The organism is Bythopirellula goksoeyrii, assembly GCF_008065115.1.
Taxonomy (GTDB): Bacteria; Planctomycetota; Planctomycetia; order Pirellulales; family Lacipirellulaceae; genus Bythopirellula; species Bythopirellula goksoeyrii.
Genome location: NZ_CP042913.1, coordinates 2,810,713 through 2,828,764, shown reverse-complemented (window position 1 = coordinate 2,828,764; position 18,052 = coordinate 2,810,713). Strand labels below are relative to the sequence as shown.

Below are 18,052 nucleotides of genomic sequence, written 5' to 3'. Positions count from 1 at the left end.
CGACAACGGCCATCAAGAGCTCCAGCAAGCCTTCTCAATACCCAATGCCCCCCACTGATCGCCCATTGCCTGAGTAGCGGAAATGCTGTATTTTGGCAGGTTTCGGCAACTTGCCAGCGTAGCTTCAATTGGCAGAGCACCGCATTCGTAATGCGGGGGTTGCGGGTTCGACTCCCGCCGCTGGCTCTTACGTGTGGGCCGGCTCAGATTGCGAGCGGTCGTTGATGAATACCGTGGCGGGCTTTTAGGTGAGAAGGCCTACCTGCTACACTAGTGCTTTGACAATTTCGTTTTTTGGGTGCTATCTGACAGAACCACTTGCCCAACAATATGTCCTGTCAGTTGGCACCCGAAGTTTGTCAAATGACGAAGCACTAGGACCTTAGTTTTTGCCGGCGTTTTTCAGGAGCATGCCCCGTTATGTCACAAGTCCTCGATATCGATCTCAAACAAATTGTTCTCTCGAACAGCACCTTTGGACCCAATGAAATCAAACAGATCGTGAAAGCGATCTCATCGGATTACAATAACTTCCGTCTGTTGCGGGACGCAGTAGGAGAAATGCAACAGCAGGAAACTCGCACTCCAGCCGCTTCGGTGCGTCTGGGAGTTTGCCAATACCTGCTTGGTCGCTACTCCGACGCAGTTGGGACTCTGCGGAGTGCCGATGGGGGCGCGCTGACGCACTTCTATCTTGGCAAAGCATTGATGGCACTCGACAAATATGAAGAAGCCTTCACTGCTTTCGAGTCTTCCGAACGAGCTGGCTATAATCGCGACGATGTTGCCCTGGCCAAGAGTGAGGCACTTCGCTATTGCGGTAAGCCCCAAGATGCCATGTTGATACTTGACAATCTTTCGGGAGCAATCGAGCAAACGGCCGATTATCTTTACCAACGTTCTGCGACAGTCTCTGCAACGGGTGGAAACCCCGAGGAAGTAGTGGCCCTCTTAGAGAGAGCTGTCGAATCCGACAACACCCATTCGGGAGCACTCTTTGGCTTGGCGATGGAGAATGATCGTCATGGCAATGATGACTACGCTCGTCAACTTTACGAACGGGCAGCCGCCCAGTTTCCCACGCATGTCGGTACGTTGCTAAATCTCGGATTGCTCTACGAAGATATCGAGCACTTTGAACGCTCCAAGCAGTGCTACCAACGAATCCTGGATACTTATCCCGACCATCCTCGCGCCCGACTCTACTTCAAGGATGCCGATGCTTCGCGCGATATGTATTACGATGAGGAAGCGCGGCGTCGACAAGATCGCATGGCTCAGATGTTGAGCGTGCCGGTGAGCGACTTTGAACTGTCGGTCCGAAGTCGCAATTGCTTGCAGAAAATGGGGATTATGACCCTCGGCGATCTGTGCGAGACTTCCGAGCAAGAACTGTTGGCAAGTAAGAATTTTGGCGAGACTTCGCTTGTTGAGATTCGGGAAATGCTTTCTTCCAAGGGACTCGAACTTGGTCAGTTTGCCGCGACATGGAAAGAAGAGGAGCCAACGTATGATCCCGAAGTCCTCAGCGACGACGAACGTGCTCTGCTGGATCGACCCATTGCCGACCTGAATCTTTCTGTACGTGCCCGCAAGTGCATGGTGCGATTGGGACTCTCAACTATTGGCGAACTGGTTCGTCGCACGGGTGATGATCTCTTAGAATGCAAGAATTTCGGAGTTACGAGCCTCAATGAGGTCCGTGAGAAACTCACCCAGGCCAACTTGAAGTTGCGTGGAGATTGAGCCACTCTGTAACGATGGCCTCCTCGCCTTTCCGATTCGAATTGCTGCACTCTGACACCGGTTGCGATGCACGGCGGGGGCGCCTGCATACTCCGCACGGAACTGTTGAATTGCCGACGTTCATGCCTGTTGGCACGTTGGGTACCGTTAAGGGTGTCGACATCGCTCGACTCCGTGAGACCGGCGCTCAGATCGTTCTGGGCAACACCTATCATTTGGCTTTGCGCCCTGGAGCCAATGTGGTTGCCGAATTGGGTGGACTCCATGTATTCATGGGATGGCAGGGGCCAATCCTCACTGATAGTGGGGGGTTCCAAGTCTTCAGCTTGGCCGAGAGGGTCAAAGTAACCGAGAAAGGCGTCTCGTTTCGATCGCACATCGATGGCTCAGCGTTGGAAATCACTCCGGAGCGATCGATTGCGATTCAAGAGGAATTAGGGAGCGATTTCGCGATGGCTTTCGACCATGTCGTAGCGCTTCCCAATAAGCGTGAGGTCATTGAGGATGCTACCTGGCGAAGCGTCCGCTGGGCCGAACGATGCCTGGAGGCCGCTCAGCGCGAGGACCAGATGCTGCTGGGGATCGTTCAGGGGGGACTCGACCCAGAGTTGCGCCAGAGTTGTGCGAAAGCACTGGTCTCATTAGATTTTCGCGGCTATGCGATCGGTGGACTGAGCGTAGGCGAACCACCGGAGGAAATGTACTCCACGTTGGAGGCGACTGTGCCTGCGTTGCCTACTGAGCGCCCTCGCTATCTGATGGGAGTTGGTCGCCCCGAGGATTTGGTCGAGTCCATGGCACGTGGCGTCGACATGTTCGATTGCGTGATGCCGACGCGAAACGGTCGCAATGCCTTGGCGTTTACCGACCAGGGTACGGTTCGGCTGAGAAACTCCCAGCATGAACGGAATCGGGATCCGTTGGAGGCGAACTGCCCTTGCCCTGCTTGCCAGCATAGCCGTGGTTATCTCAGGCATCTGTTCCAAGCCAAGGAGATGCTGGGACCCATTCTCACGTCGATTCACAACATAACCTACTACCAAAGGCTCATGGCTGAGGCTCGCCAAGCGATCGAGGCGGATTCATTTTCTGAGTTCCGGCGGGCCAAATTGGCTGCTTGGGGGGCCAAGGATTCGAAGTGAGTCTTCCCACGTAGAGCAGGCCTCCAGCCCGTCATGAACAAAGCGAGGCTAGAGGCCTGCCCCGCAGAGGACGACCGGACGCCCTTGTTCCTTCTGGCGCTACGATTTATGATAATTCGTTCTCCGGTCCTAAACTCATGTCAATTAAGGGCATATGGCTGGTGAGCAAGGTAGAATTTCGGTTTTATAGCAAGTAATTCAAATTGTTGGTTTCAATGATCTTTTTTCAGTTTCAGATTGCCAGTCTGCTGGCAGCAAGCGGGCTTGTTTTCGCTCAAGACGCCGCGCCCGAACCACCTGGGTTAGGAAGTATGCTCCCGGGGTTAATCGCAATCATGGTGTTCTTTTACTTCCTGATTCTGCGCCCGCAAAAGAATAAAGAGAGGGCCATGCAGGAGTTGGTCAGCAATCTCAAGGAGAAGGATCGCGTTGTCACAATAGGTGGAATTCACGGTGTTGTGACTAACGTCCAACGTGATCGTGAGGAAGTGACGCTACGTGTTGACGAATCGTCTGGTGCGAAGTTGAGAGTGAGTCTCTCGGCCATCGCCCGGGTAGTAACAGATGAAAACAAAACTGAGGGCTCATAAAGGAAGCTGGTCTACGAATGGCCAGATACGGCTCTCAATAAATGAAATAGTTAGAATGGAAAACTCAAAGATGACAAACGTTCAAACCGGCGGAACATTGCGCAGTTATAGTTTGCCCCTCTCGGCCATCCTGGCAACTACGTTGCTGGTAGGCGTGTCAAGCATTCCTGCGTTGGGACAGGACGATTCTACCGCCGAAATTGCAGGTGCAGCAGAGACTGAAACGGGGACTTTGGAAGTGCCGCGTACGACAACTTCCACTCCGGTCGAAGGTCAGGCTCCGATATCAGGTTTCGTACTCCTGGCGATTGTAATAGCTTTGTTCGTAGTTCCTGTCCTCATCGGCAATTACTTGGCTCGGCGGTGGCGGATGCCGGATTACGGTTGGAAATTTGCTGTGGCAATAGGCTCCTTGCTGGCAGCGGCCGTGGTGATTTACGAAGGAGAGGTTAAGTATGGGCCCGACCTGAGTGGTGGTATTACGCTGATCTACGAACTGCAAGATACGGCAGGCATGGATGACGACGAGGATTCGCAAGGTGGCCAATCAGTCTCCTCTCGCAGCACCTTGGTTCGCCAACTAATCGCTGCCCTCGGAGAGCGCGTCGACCCCAGCGGTACCAAGGAAGTCTCAATCCGTGAATATGGACCGGACCAAATCGAGATCATTATCCCTAAGGCGAGTCCTGCGGAACTCGACTACATCGAGCGGAAGGTCTATACGGCTGGAGCCTTGGAATTTCGTATTACTGCTTCCCCCGTTTTTGCAGAGAACAAGAAGATTATCGAACTGGCTGAGGCACTCCCACCTGGTGAAAACGAGGTCCGCATGGGTGGCCGCAAGGTCGCAGAATGGATGATCTACGACGAGAAGTTAGGGCCGTTCGACAGGCCAGACGATCGGTTCGTAAAACGAATGGCTGGAAAAATCCCGCAAGCCTTGGTGCTTATGAACGATGGCTATGACGTGACAGGAGAATACTTGCAGAAGGCCGCCGCGGGATTCGATGAAACCGGCCAGCCCGAAGTTCGATTCAACTTTGACGATCAAGGGGCTTTCCGATTCGGGCGGCTTTCTGGGCAGCACGTTCCCAATCCTTCGGGACAAAAGTACTATCTCGGCATTATCCTCGATGGCAAGTTACTTTCGGCTCCGGCAATTAACTCCAAAATTACCTCCTCAGGGCGTATTACCGGAATCAACGACAAGGAAGAAGTCGACTTCGTGGTCGACATTTTGAACTCAGGTAGTTTGCCAGCATCGCTTAACAAAGATCCGATTAGCCGCGAAGTCATCAGCCCGACCATTGGCGTCGAGACGGTCCGCATGGGCCGCACGGCGATCTTGGCTTCCTTGGTGATCGTGATGATCTTCATGTTGTTTTATTACCGCTTTGCGGGACTTGTTGCTTGCTTGGCACTAGGAGCCAACCTGTTACTGATACTGGGCGTGATGGTCTTGCTGCACGCTGCCTTCACTCTGCCGGGGCTCGCTGGATTGGTTCTGACGGTCGGTATGTCCGTGGATGCCAACGTGCTGATCTTCGAGCGGATTCGAGAAGAACGTGCTCGAGGGGCTGCCCTCCGCATGGCTATTCGCAATGGGTTTTCAAAAGCCATGTCAACAATCGTTGATGCGAATCTGACGAATCTTATTACGGCTGTGGCAATCTACAAAATAGCTCCCGATAATGTTAAAGGCTTTGGTGTTACATTGATCATCGGGATCGTGATGAGTATGTATTCGGCGATCTTTCTCTCGCGGCTCATCTTCGACGTCGCCGAACGCACTAACAACCTTAAAAAGTTGAGTATGGTCCAGATGATTGGTCAAACAAATTTTGACTTTATGGGCAAACGCGGATTAGCAATCGTCTGTTCCGTGGTTCTCATTGCTATCGGTTTATTCTCAGTGATCGATCGAGGCAACGATTTGTTGAATATCGATTTTACCGGTGGCAGCTCGGTGACGATGGTTCTCAGAGATGACAGCAAAATGCCGTTTTCTGAGGTTAAAAAGATGCTCGAAAAGACCGAGCTGAACGATAAGAATATCTCTCTTGTTGAAGTTGGCACGACGAACTCCCGCTTCACTATCAATTCTGTAGAGCAGGATGTCGAGGCTGTACAACAGATTCTTCAGGATACTTTTGGAGAGCGTTTACAGACGTATCAGGTAACGGCCTCCAACATCAAGCCACTAGGCAAACAAACGAGTTCGACTACTGCCCCTGCAAGATCGCAGGTGAATCTGGTTAACTTTCAGACAGACGAGTCAGCAGAAGGCGAAGACGCCAGCTCCAAGGCAAGTGATGATGCAGAAGAAACGACAGAGACATCGGGTGATGGCGATGCCTCTATTGATACGAGTCCTTCCGTGATTGCCGATCCCTTTGCGTCGGGCACAAGTGCCGAGATAGTTTTTGGAAGCGACGGGGACGAAGATGCCGGTGTGAATCAAGAAACCGCGAGTCAACTCCTCCAAGATGCGCTTGCCGCAACAGGGCATGGCTCAGTCGCCTTTTCCGTCGACAACCCAGAATATCAGCCTGGAAGCGCCCGCCGCTTCGTCAAGTGGAATGTTAAACTGGCGCTTCCTGTGGAGGAATCAGAGAGTGTATTTTCTGAGTTGGAAAAAGCAACCAATAATCAGCCCGTCTTTCCCCTCGCTAATAAGATTGGAGGTCGCGTGGCAGACGATCTGCGCACGAAGGCCTTTGCAGCCGTTTTTGTCAGTTTGGTTGGTATTATCGCCTATATTTGGTTTCGGTTTCAGAAAATCTATTACGGTGTGGCTGCTGTGATTGCTCTGATTCATGATGTGTTGGTTTCGATAGGAATGATTGCCCTTAGTGCCGCAATCGTTTCAGCGATCCCAGGGCTGGCACAGATACTCATGATCGAAAAGTTTCAGATTAGCCTTACCATCGTAGCAGCACTACTGACAATCATCGGCTATTCCCTCAACGACACCATTGTAATATTTGATCGCATAAGGGAGGTAAAGGGCAAGAGCCCTTATCTTACTCGAGACATGATCAATCTGAGTATTAATCAAACGCTCTCCCGGACAATCCTGACCTCATTCACCACTTTGCTGTCGGTAATTTTGCTTTACATTTTGGGTGGTGATGGAATTCACGGATTCGCATTCTCCTTGTTGATTGGAATCGTTGCAGGAACCTACTCTACAGTATTCATTGCGGCTCCGATTCTCCTTTGGATGAGCCCTAACGAGGCGGAGAGTAGTGCAAAGTCAAATTCCCGCGTTTCCAAAGAGTCCATGGCTACGGCATCATCGAGCTAGAGTCTGTGGCTTAGAATGCCTGCAAACTTTGCCGGATCGGAAATGTCGAATCCCTGCGGTCCGTATATCGCGCACTAGAGGATTGAGCCTCAACTGCCGTCCCAGAGTAGTCCGAAGCTGAATTGGGGAAACGTTCCTCATTCAATTCTGCATTACTCATACGACGATTGCATTCTCGTGAGTCGATCCCGCAAACTACTGACTGCCATTGCCATCCTAACTCTCGGGATTGTACTGTCATGGCCTTTTCGCCAGACGCAGGAGTCTTCTGATTCTTCTGCGCATAATGTTGATGATTTTCCACGAGCGATTAACGGAGACCCCATTACCATGGATTCTTCCGGTTCTGAGCCTCACGAACTGGATGTCCCGGTAGCACCCGCCCACGTATCTGCCAGAATGGCTAGCACGAATGATTCTCCCGAGCCACCATCCAACCAAGCTTTGGAAAGCTTCGATCTAGCAAATCATCCTGCCATGCAGTCACATCCTATAGTTTCTCATGAGGACGATTCCTCACCGGACATCGGAGCAACTTCTGGAGTTGCTCGACCTGCCTACAGCGTGGCCGAAATAGAGAGCGGCTCCAACACGCCAGATGATTGGCCTCAAGAGGTCTTACACGTCGTATGCAACGGCGACACTCTCGAGAGACTGGCTGAGCGATACTTGGATGACCCAGGTAGAGGGCTAGAAATCTTCGATCTCAATCGAGATCAATTGAGCAATCCGTACTTACTTCCGATAGGCGTGGAATTAAGAATCCCCGCTCAGGAATCCCGGCCAGTTGATTGAGTTAACTGAGGGTGTCCGGGAAATCGTTTTCCGTCATTTCGAGGTACTCCGAGAAATCTGGCTAGATCCCTCGGAGTACCTCGGGATGACAATTCGCTTTGCCCTTGAATGTAGTAGGTCAAAATCCCGGACACCCTCAATAACTATGAGAGTTTACTCATCTACGCGACGAGCAACCCATTTGAAGTTCTTGTCTGAGAGCCTCGCTTTCAAAAAAGTATCAAGCGCCGCAAGCATTTTGAACCGTGGATCAATCAATAGTTTTGTTCCCTGGAGCGTGGTGGGCAAAGGATATTCATAGAGGTCCTTTAGTTCACGAACGCGCTCGATGGGTGGTTCGGGATGGTATCGCTCAAAGTTCTTGTACACAGTTTGAGCGTCTTTCGAAGCTAGAGTATCCTCGCTGCCATACACGAGCATTATGGAAATTCTTTCAGCTACATCAGGTTGTTTGAGTGCATCAACCAAGGGAAGTCCTTTCTGACGCCAGATAGGTGAGACTAAGACCAATGCTTTGACATCTTGCCCTTGCTTGCGCTGTGCTAGGGGCGGGGCGGACCAATCGACCGCAGCCCAGATTGTTGCGACGTTTGCCCCCATGCCAGTGCCAATCAAGCAGAGTTTGTTAAGATTCAGTTCTTGAGCATCGTTTTTCTCGACCAAGAACTTCCGTACGGCCTCCATATCCAAGCGTACCATATCTCCGTAATCAGCAGGTTTGAATCGAGCTGGATCGATAGTCACAGTGCCGCCGGTTCGGTCAACGGCTGCAGTACTAGATCCGTGACCGCGTAGATCGATCGTGAGAACTGCGTGCGAATCCAGTCGTGGATCACTGGGAGATTGGAGGGCGCGCGCTAGAGTGTTGAAAACTGTGCGGCTTTCCTTGTAGTCGTGAATCAATATGATGGGCACGGCTTCCCTGCCCATGGTACTGCGGTAGTAGGTAGCTCCTATGCGAACATCATCCTTAGTCGTAAGGACGATATCCTCCGGATCAGGTGCGCGAACATTTCTGCCACTTGGTTGAGCGACAGCTTGAGATACTATCAGTCCAAGCAGTGTTAGAAAGAAGAAGCCGCACGAATATCTGCGAGATGCCATGCCATCCCTCATTCAGGAGTCAGGAGTTAGAAGAAGTGATATTCTCTATTCTAACGCACTGAGAAGCAAAATGACACCAAAAATCTGGCACGCCCGCTATCGAACGAAGCCCATTTAGCGGTTCGCAATCGCATCCATGGCGAAATCGACATTGGGATCATGTTTGTAGAACAGGCTGGCTGTCTGGGTAGCGACTACCTCAACGAACTGACGTTCGAATTCCTGGACCGGTTTGTCCGCTGAGGGAATCCCACTGTTACGAGGGAACAGTACCTGGCCCAGGTCGCGACTAAAGACTTCTTTGCCCTTCTGGTTCATGTCATAAACGGTGACATGCACTTCGGCGTTGCCTTGATAGAGCGTCGTGCCCTTGTAGAGATCGAAATTATCGAGCTCGACATAGACAATCTTATCAGCTTTTACTGCGCGACCAAGGTCTTTGTAGTTCTCCCAATCCTGCTTATCAACCCAGTTGTCAACTTCTCTTGGGCTGACGACATCGATGTCGACCACATTTTCTGCTAATAGACTGCTAATCCGCTTTCCGACGTTTCTTGAGGCTCCCGCGTGGCGGTACTCATTCGAAGCGGGAGGGCGGCAAATCACGATCACGCGCTGCTCCTCAAGTTCACTGCACTGAGCTGGGACAACATTGCCTCCCTGCCAGAGATAAATCCCTGTGGCAAGGATCGAATGAATGCAACCTGTGGTTGACACCATCGCCAAAGCTAAGAGAGTAACTCCCCAGCAGCGTGCATACCGAGCTACAATTTGGTGAGAAGAACTTTGTTGAGGGAAAGAGCGATCCATCTTGCTTTCCTTGTTTTGATAAGTGCCGCCTCATCAATGAGGCTGGCTATAAGTTTCCTAGTCAGGTCGCAACGCGAAGCGCGAAGGCAAGTGTGCCTCCAGCTTAGTTTGTCTTCAAGCTAACTTAATATCCGTCGCAGCCAGTCCAGTATCGCAACGACCAAAAGTGCGCTGCCTGCGAGCAGCACGTCCCATTCCCTCGGTTTCCACCACAACCAACGTCCGAAGCAAGCCGACAGCAGCAGCCATGGCACAGCGATTAACGTCGCCAAGCAAAGCAATGTTGCCGCCAGGTTGGCCGACAATCCCTCGGCCATATCGCCGCGCAGTACATGGGCCCAGGCAGTCGTCGCCCCACAGCTGGGACAGGTACGGCCGGTCCATTGATAAAAGCTGCAAGGGGTAAGTCCTAATTGTTCGTGAGTGCCAAACCCTCTTGGGTCAGGCTCCAAGTTGCAGGCTGCCGCGCATAAAACTAGTCCACTCAGGCCGATGGCCGCCAGAATCACGCGAGCAACAGCTGTGAGCGATTCTGACTTCATGGCAGCGTAAACCATCTCAATGCACCATACAGCGCGGAGGAACGATAGCTGAGCTGCCCAGTTTGTTCAAGGCAGAAAATGCGAGACTCCCTGCAATGCTAGCCCGATGTGGCCGATGCTAGCGACTCAAGATCAGAAAGTTCCGATTCGAGGACGCAGAGGCGCTCAACTGCCGTAGCCATACCCGTTTCTGGATCCACGTCGACGATAGTTCCATTAAGTCGCATATCGCCGGTTGCCACGTCGAACTGAGTGGGATTTGCCGTGAGCATAGTTTCCATCACACGGTCGGCCCTACGTCCCAGAATGCCGTCGTGAGGCCCCGTCATACCGACATCGCATTGGAAGGCCGTACCGCCAGGCAGGAGGCATTCGTCCGCTGTGGGAACATGAGTATGGGTTCCCAGCACAGCCGAAACACGGCCATCGAGGTAGCGTCCCATTAACTGAGCCTCGCTCGTAGCCTCGGCATGAAAATCGACAAACCGTACTTTGACTTCTGAAGGCAATTCAGCGAGCACTCGGTCAGCTACACCCCACGGGTTGTCGATGGGTTTCATAAAGAGCTGGCCTAGAAAGCAGCAAATTCCCACTTGCGTTCCATCTCTGGCCTCGACAACCGTCCAGCGTCGTCCGCGGGCTTCGTCAGGCAAATTGGCAGGCCGCACGATGTTGTCTTCACTATCAAGTACCGAGTAGATCTCTTTTCGACGATAGACATGGTCACCCAAGGTAATCGCATCGACACCAGCCTTCACCAGTTTTCGGTAGATCTGAGGCGTGATTCCCGATCCCCCGGCCGCATTTTCCGCATTAGCGATGACTAAGTCCAACTGGTGTCGCTGGACGAGTCCAGCTACGCCGCGAGTGACCATCTCGCGACCAGGGCTGCCTACGATATCACCAATGAAAAGCAGTCGCACGGAAGTTTAACCTGAATGAGGAAACAGGGAGATTGGAAAGGAGGAATTGTTCCTTCTGATCAATGGGCAATCTCGGTGACCCGGGTCTCGCGGATAAGAGTCACTTTGATTTCGCCGGGATAGGTGAGTTGCTCTTCAAACGCCTTGGCAATGTCGCGGCAAATCTTGGCGGAAGATTCATCGGTCGTATCGGATGAACTCGCAATCACGCGGACTTCACGCCCGGCTTGGATCGCAAAGGCTTGGCGTACGCCAGAAAATCCTGTCGCGATGGACTCCAACTCTTGCATCCGTTTGATGTACCTATCCAGGGTCTCTCTTCGAGCACCCGGTCGCGAGGCACTGCATGCGTCGGCGGCAGCACACAACACTGTGTAGGGCATGTCGGGACGAATATCGTCGTGATGACCTAAAGCGGCATGCACTACCTCGGGGACTTCACCGTAACGTTTCAGTAGATCGGCACCAATTTTTGGGTGCCCCCCTTCCAGATCGTGGTCGGCGGCTTTTCCAATATCGTGGAGCAGGCCAGCACGGCGAGCCAGCTCGCCATCCATCCCCATTTCCTCGGCCAGCATTCCAGTGATAAATGCAACTTCAATCGAGTGCCTGAGGACGTTTTGGCTGTAACTCGTGCGGTATTTGAGGCGGCCTAGCAGGTCAATGACACGATTGTGGAGTCCAAAGACTTGGGCCTCTTGCATCGCTTCTTCCCCATGCTTGCGGATTTCACCTTCAATCTCTTTTTCCGTTTCGGCTACCAGCTCCTCGATCCGGGTCGGATGGATACGGCCGTCTGCGATCAACTTATTGAGTGAGATGCGGGCGATTTCTCTACGTACGGGATCGAAGGCACTAACAATCACAACACCAGGTGTATCGTCGATAATCACGTCAACGCCGGTCGCTTTCTCGAGCGCACGGATGTTGCGGCCTTCGCGACCGATAATGCGGCCCTTCATTTCGTCATTGGGGATGTCCACTGTGCTGGTGGTAGCTTCGGCTGTGTGAGCGGCAGCAAATCGCTGCACCGATGTAATCAGAAGTTCCTTCGCCTTCTTGTCGCAGGTTTCTGCAAGTTGCTTTTCATGCTTGAGAATCAGAGCCCCTTGCTCACGAGACAACTCTTGCTCAAGTCGCTTGAGAAGGCGATCCTCGGCTTCCTGCGGGCTGAGGCCGCTGAGTTGGTGCATCGTTTGCCGCTCGAGATTCAGCAGGTCGTCCAATTCCTTCTGTCGTCGAGTGGCGTCATCGAGTTTTTCGACGAGGCGGCGCTGATTGTTCTCGACCATCTTTTCCTGCTTAAGAAGCTGATCGCTACGCTGAGTTATCGCATCTTCTTGCTTGTCGAGATGTCGTTCACGTTCGTGAAGCGTATTTCGAATCTCGTTGTTCTCCCGCTCCAAGCGATCTTTCTCTTGAAGTGCAAGCTCCTTGGCCTCGATAGCTGCTTCTTTGCGGAGAGATTTCGCCTCCAGCTCTGCCCTCTCTATGATTTGGGCCGCCTCTTTGTCAGCATCCCGCTTGCGCAGATAGTCAAAGACCTTCACAAGTCCCATGCCCATCAATGCGGCCACTAGAATGGCGAGTAATTGCATGCCGTCCGTGAGTGCCGCCAAGACAAAGTCAACTGTTGGTATACTGTTTATCAAATTGGATGTCATCGAATACTTTCTTGATAACCGCCTTCGAGGCCAAACTGCGACGGAACGGAGTTCTCCTGTCAAACAGGAGCTGCCTAGCTGGGGAGCAAGAGAGCTGAAACAACGTCAGACTTGAGCTGACGTAATCTCTGCGTGTAAGAAAGATTCTTGAAGAGTCGTTGGTGAGCAGCTAGGCCGCTCACCAATGACAGCATCCACATTTACTCGAGGTTGATACCTTCGGGGTATCGTGCCCAGATTTCTTCCGGTTTGACCATCCGCTTGCAGCTGGCGTTCACTGGCAAGGAGCAAACAACCGGCACCACTCCAGGAGGAGGACGGTTTGCATGGCACCACGACAATAGCGAATGAACGAGCACTCTGCTATCCAGCCAGGAACCTGCAGCAATTGAGCAGTCTTCAAAAGACATCACACGAACTACCTGACGCAGAGCACGAGGGAACCGCCAGCAAAGGGCGATACCAACTGCACCAAGCACAAGGGAGAACAAAGAGATCAGGTAAAGATCGAGCATGTCAACCAAGAATTGGATTACCACAAGTCAATCGAGTGTTCAAGAGTTCAGGACTCTTGACGCACCCTTCAAGAACTTCACAAACACACAACGCTCTGGTGCCGACTGCCATTGCAGACATACCCGGTTCCAACACGCGTATCATTCATACACTCTAATATCTTCCAAACTACAGCCTTCGAAGGACAACTTCTCCAGCAGCTGGAAGACTGCCCCGTATAATATCAGAAAGGTAAGCAAGTGCAAGCCTGGAAGCAGCTTAGGTCGAGATCCAAAGGGTTCAATCCAGCAGAATTACGCAAGCTAGGAATGAGTTTAAGGATTGGGAAAAGGTGGATTTATTCCAAGCTGCGGAGGTACACTATTAGTTTCACAGTTTCAAGGCCTTTGATAGAGACCCTACGTGAATCCCCCAGAACTTGCCCAGAAGTTAACGACACTCTGGCCCCCAGCCAACTGGCTGGATGTGAATGTCGGCATTGCCGTATCAGGGGGTGCCGACAGCGTGGCTTTGTTGCTTTCCTTAGTTCAGATCAAGAAGGAGTTAGGCGGCGATGGAAATCTGGCCGTATTCCATGTCAACCATCACTTGCGGGGGGCTGACTCCGATCTCGAACAGGCTTGGGTCGAAGAGCTTTGCAATAAGCTGGGCATTCCTTTCGAAGCACTTCAAGGGGATGTTGCAGGACGAGCCGAGACAGAAGGTGACGGGATCGAGGCAGCGGCCCGACAAGAACGATATGCTCTGCTCACTCAGGCCGCCGAGCGACATGGAGCTCGTTTCCTCGCACTTGCCCACACTCAGAACGATCAGGTCGAAACGATCCTGTTTCGCTTGCTAAGAGGAACGGGACTCCGAGGAATCGGTGGCATCAATCGATCGCGCGTCCTCACTCCAACACTGACGTTGATCCGACCACTGCTCACCTGTACTCGCGAAGAAATCTTGGCTTATTTATCTGATCGAGAGCAATCTTATTGCACTGACCTGAGCAACGAAGACTGCCGTTTTACTCGCAATCGACTGCGGAACGAACTGTTGCCGAAACTTCGCTGTGACTACGGCCTGAACATCGACCAAGCCTTGCTGCGATTGTCGGAACAAGCGAGCGAAGTTCAATCTTACATTGAAGCCGAAGCGAGAAAGCTCCTAACTACTAGTCTCGATGGGCTGAAAACCAACGCTCAAGCTGGCTCAAACAGTATGAAATTAAAATCCTCTGCTTTGGTAAACCACCCTCCACTGCTGGTTCGTGAGGCATTGCGTATAGCCTGGCGTGAAGCTGGCTTGGCCGAACAGGAGATGAACTTCCAGTGGTGGTGTAAGCTAGCAAGTCTTGTTCAAGGCGATTCTAGCGCGGCAGTGCTCAGCTTGCCGGGAAATGTGAGAGCACAGTCTGCCAACGATCTGCTTCTCCTTGAGTGGTAGCATTGCTGTCGCAGCGCTCTTTCTGGCAGCCAATGGCTAGGCAGCAGTATTGACCGGTTCTTGGCCCTCTATCTAGTATTCCGCTCCCAAAATGCGCAAACGTGGAAAGCTGCGAAGTTAGCCGGGCACAATCCCTGGGCGCCATAGTGTGGTGCTGCGCATCTTCCATGTACAAAAACTTCATTGAAGGAATGGAATCATCCTTAGTTGGTTGATTAACACCTGCTGGTATTTCTTTAAGCTCGGCGTGATCTTTTTCGTGGTCGCCGTAGTGGCTGGAGGGGCGTATCTCTACACACGGATGGACAGTGAGATTCGTTTTCATGTGCAAGAACTCTTGTCGAGTCAATTCCCCCATTTGAATGTCAGCGTAGGTGCTGCCCGCCTCGTCGAGAATCAAGGAATTGCGATTCACAATCTCGTGATCTCCGAAACTTCTAGTAATCAGCTGCAGAGCAATCTTCTCGTAGTCGACGAAATGCTGCTGGAATGTGACGTCGAGCTGAGTCAATTAGTCCGAGGAGCTCCGCAGATTAGACGAATTCTGGTTCGCCATCCCGAGCTGTGGGCATCGCGAGAATTGGATGGCAGTTGGAACTTGGAATCGCTCTGGCCTCCGCCAAGCTGTGGCAATAAACCTCCCCAGATTGTCATTGAAGATGCTCGTCTTACGCTAGTCGACCAGATGCACCCAACGGCTGCGCCGCTCTCGCTTCGAGACGTGGACCTTAACATTCAAGCTGAAACCGTTGCACCAACGAGTACTCTACCCTCGGTTGCCAATCCATCACCCGAACCAATGGCTTGCTTGGGTAGATTTGAGATTAAGGGAACCTTGGGAGGTCCACTTGTTCGCCAAGCCGAGTTTGAAGCGAAATGCGACTTTAGACAACAAAAGCTGGAGTTGTCCGGAAGTCTCGTTGATTTAAAGCTAACGAAAGAACTTCTCTCGTGGAGTGGAGTCATCCTAGGGCCAAAGGCGGAAGAAGTTCAGCTTCAAGGCTCTGTCACAGGCAACTTTTCCGTTGAGCACGAACTAACTGGAAAAGCTCTACCAAAAGTCTCGGCCAAGCTCGCACTAAGTGACGGCAGACTGGAGCATCATCAACTCTCCAGACCTCTTACCGATCTCTCCTGTGAAATCCGCGTTCACGGAGAAACGACTTTCGTCGATGGCCTGCGTTGTAACTGCGGGTCTGCTGGGGTCGCCCTGCAGTTGGAGCGAAAGGGCTGGCAGATCACGGCACCGTTGAGCATGGCTCTACGGGCGGAGAACGTTTCTCTCGATAAAGCGCTTCTAAAGTCACTTCCAGCTCAGCTACAGGCCGAATGGCACAAATACAAACCTACTGGCACCGTAGACGCAGACTTGCAGCTCACATTCGATGGAGTGAACTGGCGGCCAACGGTAACTCTTACCGGCCGCAATCTGTCGTTTGAATCGGACAAATTTGCCTACCGAGTTAGCGATGGCTCAGGCACCTTGAACTATGTGCCATCCGGAGTGACTCAACCTGCCATTCTGAACATCGATTTGGTGGGATACGGGGGAGGACAGCCCCTGAAGTTCACGGGTCAAGTGTTCGATCCGCAGCCTGGGGCGTTGGGGTGGCTTGAAATCGTCGGTGAGAATGTCGAAATCGAAGACCGCATGGTCAATGCCTTGCCGGGCAAGACCAAAGACGTAATTCAATCGATGCACCCCGAGGGGAGATTCAATGTCCGCTGGCGGATTGATCGAACCTTGCCGGGCCAACTCAAACCCTATTCCTCTCTTAACCTGGAGCTTGTGAGCTGTCGGGTCAATTATGACAAATTTCCCTATCCCTTGAGTGGAATCCGCGGAGTCATTCAGGCCGAAGACAACCGCTGGACTTTTAGCAATCTCGTTTCAGGGGGTTCACGTAATGTCCAATGTCAGGGGACGCTCAACCCAAGCGATGCAGGCAACGAGCTTTCGTTGCAATTCATCGGCAAAGAAATTCCCTTCGACGATGATCTTCTGCGCGCTCTGCCTCCCCAGGTACAAAAAGCTTGGAAGGAAATGCGCCCCCGTGGGCGCGTGGATCTTGTTGCTGAAATCTTCCATGAGACCGGCCTGGCCAAGCCTTCGATCCGCGTTGCCGTCCAGCCTCGACCTGATTCGGCCAGCATTCAACCCGAGTTCTTTCCTTATCTAATGGATGGAGTGGCTGGTACTATTACCTACCAAGATGGCAAAGTGCTATTGAACGAAATCCGGGCTCAGCACGGACGAACTACCTTGCGTACCAACGGTAGTGGTGAGTTTCGTGAAGATGGAAGTTGGCACATGCAACTGGAGGGCATGACGGCCGATCGCCTCATGCCCCGACGCGATCTCATCGTAGCCTTGCCACCTCGACTGCAGAAACTTGCGGAACAAATTCGGATCGAAGGCAATAACTTCGGTATTAGCAACGCCGTCGTCAGCTTCTCTAAGAGTGCCGATCCAAATGCCGTCGTTGCCTCGCAATGGGACATGCAACTCGATTGTACCGAAGCGAGCATGCAGGCGGGAATCGATCTGCAAAACATCCACGGCTCAGTGAGGTTGCGTGGTTTTTGTGATGGCAAAAATTGCGAAGAATCCGGAGAACTTGATCTCGATTCTGTTGTCTATCAAAACGTGCAGTTTGTCGATGTCCAGGGGCCCTTGTGGATTGATGATGTGAACTGCCTAGTAGGACGGTGGGCTTGCGAAAAGCAAGGGTTACCAGTCCGACATTTGACGGCCCGAGTCTACGACGGCCGGCTCGCGGCGGACGGATGGGTCACTTTCGAAGACTTGCCCAAATATGGAGTCGAGGCCACACTCACCGATGCTATCCTGATGCGAATGATGGTCGAACGTTTCCGCGGGCAGCAGGCATTCAACGGAAAAGTGGCCGCCAGCTTTAATCTTCGCGGTTCGGGTAGATCGCGTCTCTCATTGGTGGGAGATGGCGATGTCCAAATCACAGAAGCAAACATCTACGAACTTCCCTTGTTGGTAGGAATGTTGAAGGTACTCCGCCATGGCACACCGGATACAACTGCGTTCAATCAAAGTCAGCTGAAGTTCCGTATCGACGGACCGCATATTTATCTCGACCAATTTGACTTCCTGGGAGATGCCGTAAGCCTGTACGGACAGGGTACGACAAACTTCGATCAGCAACTCAATCTGGTCTTCCATGGCGTCGTGGGACGTAACGATCTGCGTCTCCCCTTCGTGAAGAATTTTCTGGACCGCGCCGGGCAATCCATGATGAAGATGTACGTCGATGGCACGATGAGCAACCCACAAATCCACACTCAGCCGTTGCCCGGTATTAACCAACTTATTCAGCAAATCCAAGACGATCTCGATACGACGACAGGTACTTCGACACTTCGGCAGGCGGGACGAATCGAACCGCCGAAATAAGGGGGATAGCTGGGAGTCTAGCGTCGAGAGTCGAGAGCCAGCAGTCTAGCCTGGCTTT

At 52.3% G+C, this 18,052-nt stretch carries 12 protein-coding genes and 1 tRNA gene; 8 read left to right on the top strand and 5 right to left on the bottom strand.

Annotated features, from left to right (window positions below; genetic code table 11):
* The first annotated feature begins 112 nt into the window (after positions 1–112).
* The 6 genes from Pr1d_RS11195 (at position 113) to Pr1d_RS11170 (ending at position 7,580) form a co-directional block, all read left to right on the top strand.
* A tRNA-Thr gene (locus Pr1d_RS11195) sits at positions 113–186 on the top strand.
* A 234-nt stretch (positions 187–420) separates the two neighbouring features.
* The gene (locus Pr1d_RS11190) at positions 421–1,746 is read left to right on the top strand and encodes a DNA-directed RNA polymerase subunit alpha C-terminal domain-containing protein (protein ID WP_148073602.1); all 1,326 of its coding nucleotides are present in this window, start codon (positions 421–423) and stop codon (positions 1,744–1,746) included.
* A gap of 14 nt (positions 1,747–1,760) precedes the next feature.
* The gene (gene tgt / locus Pr1d_RS11185; protein ID WP_148073601.1) at positions 1,761–2,888 is read left to right on the top strand and encodes a tRNA guanosine(34) transglycosylase Tgt; all 1,128 of its coding nucleotides are present in this window, start codon (positions 1,761–1,763) and stop codon (positions 2,886–2,888) included.
* A gap of 215 nt (positions 2,889–3,103) precedes the next feature.
* Positions 3,104–3,478, top strand: coding sequence for a preprotein translocase subunit YajC (gene yajC / locus Pr1d_RS11180; RefSeq protein ID WP_148073600.1), 375 nt, complete (start codon positions 3,104–3,106; stop codon positions 3,476–3,478).
* A gap of 70 nt (positions 3,479–3,548) precedes the next feature.
* A complete protein-coding gene (gene secD, locus Pr1d_RS11175; RefSeq protein WP_168205181.1) occupies positions 3,549–6,785 on the top strand; it encodes a protein translocase subunit SecD in 3,237 nt (1,078 codons plus the stop codon).
* A 177-nt stretch (positions 6,786–6,962) separates the two neighbouring features.
* Positions 6,963–7,580, top strand: coding sequence for a LysM peptidoglycan-binding domain-containing protein (locus Pr1d_RS11170; RefSeq protein ID WP_148073598.1), 618 nt, complete (start codon positions 6,963–6,965; stop codon positions 7,578–7,580).
* A gap of 153 nt (positions 7,581–7,733) precedes the next feature.
* Here Pr1d_RS11170 and Pr1d_RS11165 read toward each other — a convergent pair whose 3' ends face one another.
* From Pr1d_RS11165 to rny, 5 genes are all read right to left on the bottom strand, one after another.
* Positions 7,734–8,684 carry an alpha/beta hydrolase gene (locus Pr1d_RS11165; protein ID WP_168205180.1) on the bottom strand — a complete coding sequence of 317 codons (951 nt, stop codon included), beginning with the start codon at positions 8,682–8,684 and terminating at the stop codon, positions 7,734–7,736.
* 114 nt (positions 8,685–8,798) lie between these two features.
* The gene (locus tag Pr1d_RS11160) at positions 8,799–9,494 is read right to left on the bottom strand and encodes a hypothetical protein (RefSeq protein WP_148073596.1); all 696 of its coding nucleotides are present in this window, start codon (positions 9,492–9,494) and stop codon (positions 8,799–8,801) included.
* Positions 9,495–9,613: 119 nt separating this feature from the next.
* Positions 9,614–10,051: a DUF2752 domain-containing protein gene (locus Pr1d_RS11155; protein ID WP_148073595.1), complete on the bottom strand. Its 438-nt coding sequence runs from the start codon at positions 10,049–10,051 to the stop codon at positions 9,614–9,616.
* An 83-nt stretch (positions 10,052–10,134) separates the two neighbouring features.
* The gene (locus Pr1d_RS11150; protein ID WP_148073594.1) at positions 10,135–10,959 is read right to left on the bottom strand and encodes a TIGR00282 family metallophosphoesterase; all 825 of its coding nucleotides are present in this window, start codon (positions 10,957–10,959) and stop codon (positions 10,135–10,137) included.
* A 59-nt stretch (positions 10,960–11,018) separates the two neighbouring features.
* A complete protein-coding gene (gene rny, locus Pr1d_RS11145; RefSeq protein WP_238476688.1) occupies positions 11,019–12,623 on the bottom strand; it encodes a ribonuclease Y in 1,605 nt (534 codons plus the stop codon).
* Positions 12,624–13,541: 918 nt separating this feature from the next.
* Between rny and tilS the strand changes: the two genes are divergently transcribed.
* Both tilS and Pr1d_RS11135 read left to right on the top strand, forming a co-directional pair.
* Positions 13,542–14,567 (top strand): tRNA lysidine(34) synthetase TilS, encoded by a 1,026-nt coding sequence (gene tilS, locus Pr1d_RS11140; RefSeq protein ID WP_148073593.1) that lies wholly within the window; start codon positions 13,542–13,544, stop codon positions 14,565–14,567.
* A 211-nt stretch (positions 14,568–14,778) separates the two neighbouring features.
* Entirely contained in the window at positions 14,779–17,994 is a 3,216-nt protein-coding gene (locus Pr1d_RS11135; RefSeq protein ID WP_148073592.1) for an AsmA-like C-terminal region-containing protein, read from the top strand.
* The last annotated feature ends 58 nt before the right edge of the window (positions 17,995–18,052 follow it).

Bases quoted from the DNA above. Each gene is read 5' to 3' on its own strand.
- yajC (WP_148073600.1), top strand. From the start codon at position 3,104: ATGATCTTTTTTCAGTTTCAGATTGCCAGTCTGCTGGCAGCAAGCGGG.
- Pr1d_RS11160 (WP_148073596.1), bottom strand. From the start codon at position 9,494: ATGGATCGCTCTTTCCCTCAACAAAGTTCTTCTCACCAAATTGTAGCT.
- Pr1d_RS11165 (WP_168205180.1), bottom strand. From the start codon at position 8,684: ATGGCATCTCGCAGATATTCGTGCGGCTTCTTCTTTCTAACACTGCTT.
- tgt (WP_148073601.1), top strand. From the start codon at position 1,761: ATGGCCTCCTCGCCTTTCCGATTCGAATTGCTGCACTCTGACACCGGT.
- rny (WP_238476688.1), bottom strand. From the start codon at position 12,623: ATGACATCCAATTTGATAAACAGTATACCAACAGTTGACTTTGTCTTG.
- secD (WP_168205181.1), top strand. From the start codon at position 3,549: ATGACAAACGTTCAAACCGGCGGAACATTGCGCAGTTATAGTTTGCCC.
- Pr1d_RS11155 (WP_148073595.1), bottom strand. From the start codon at position 10,051: ATGGTTTACGCTGCCATGAAGTCAGAATCGCTCACAGCTGTTGCTCGC.
- Pr1d_RS11190 (WP_148073602.1), top strand. From the start codon at position 421: ATGTCACAAGTCCTCGATATCGATCTCAAACAAATTGTTCTCTCGAAC.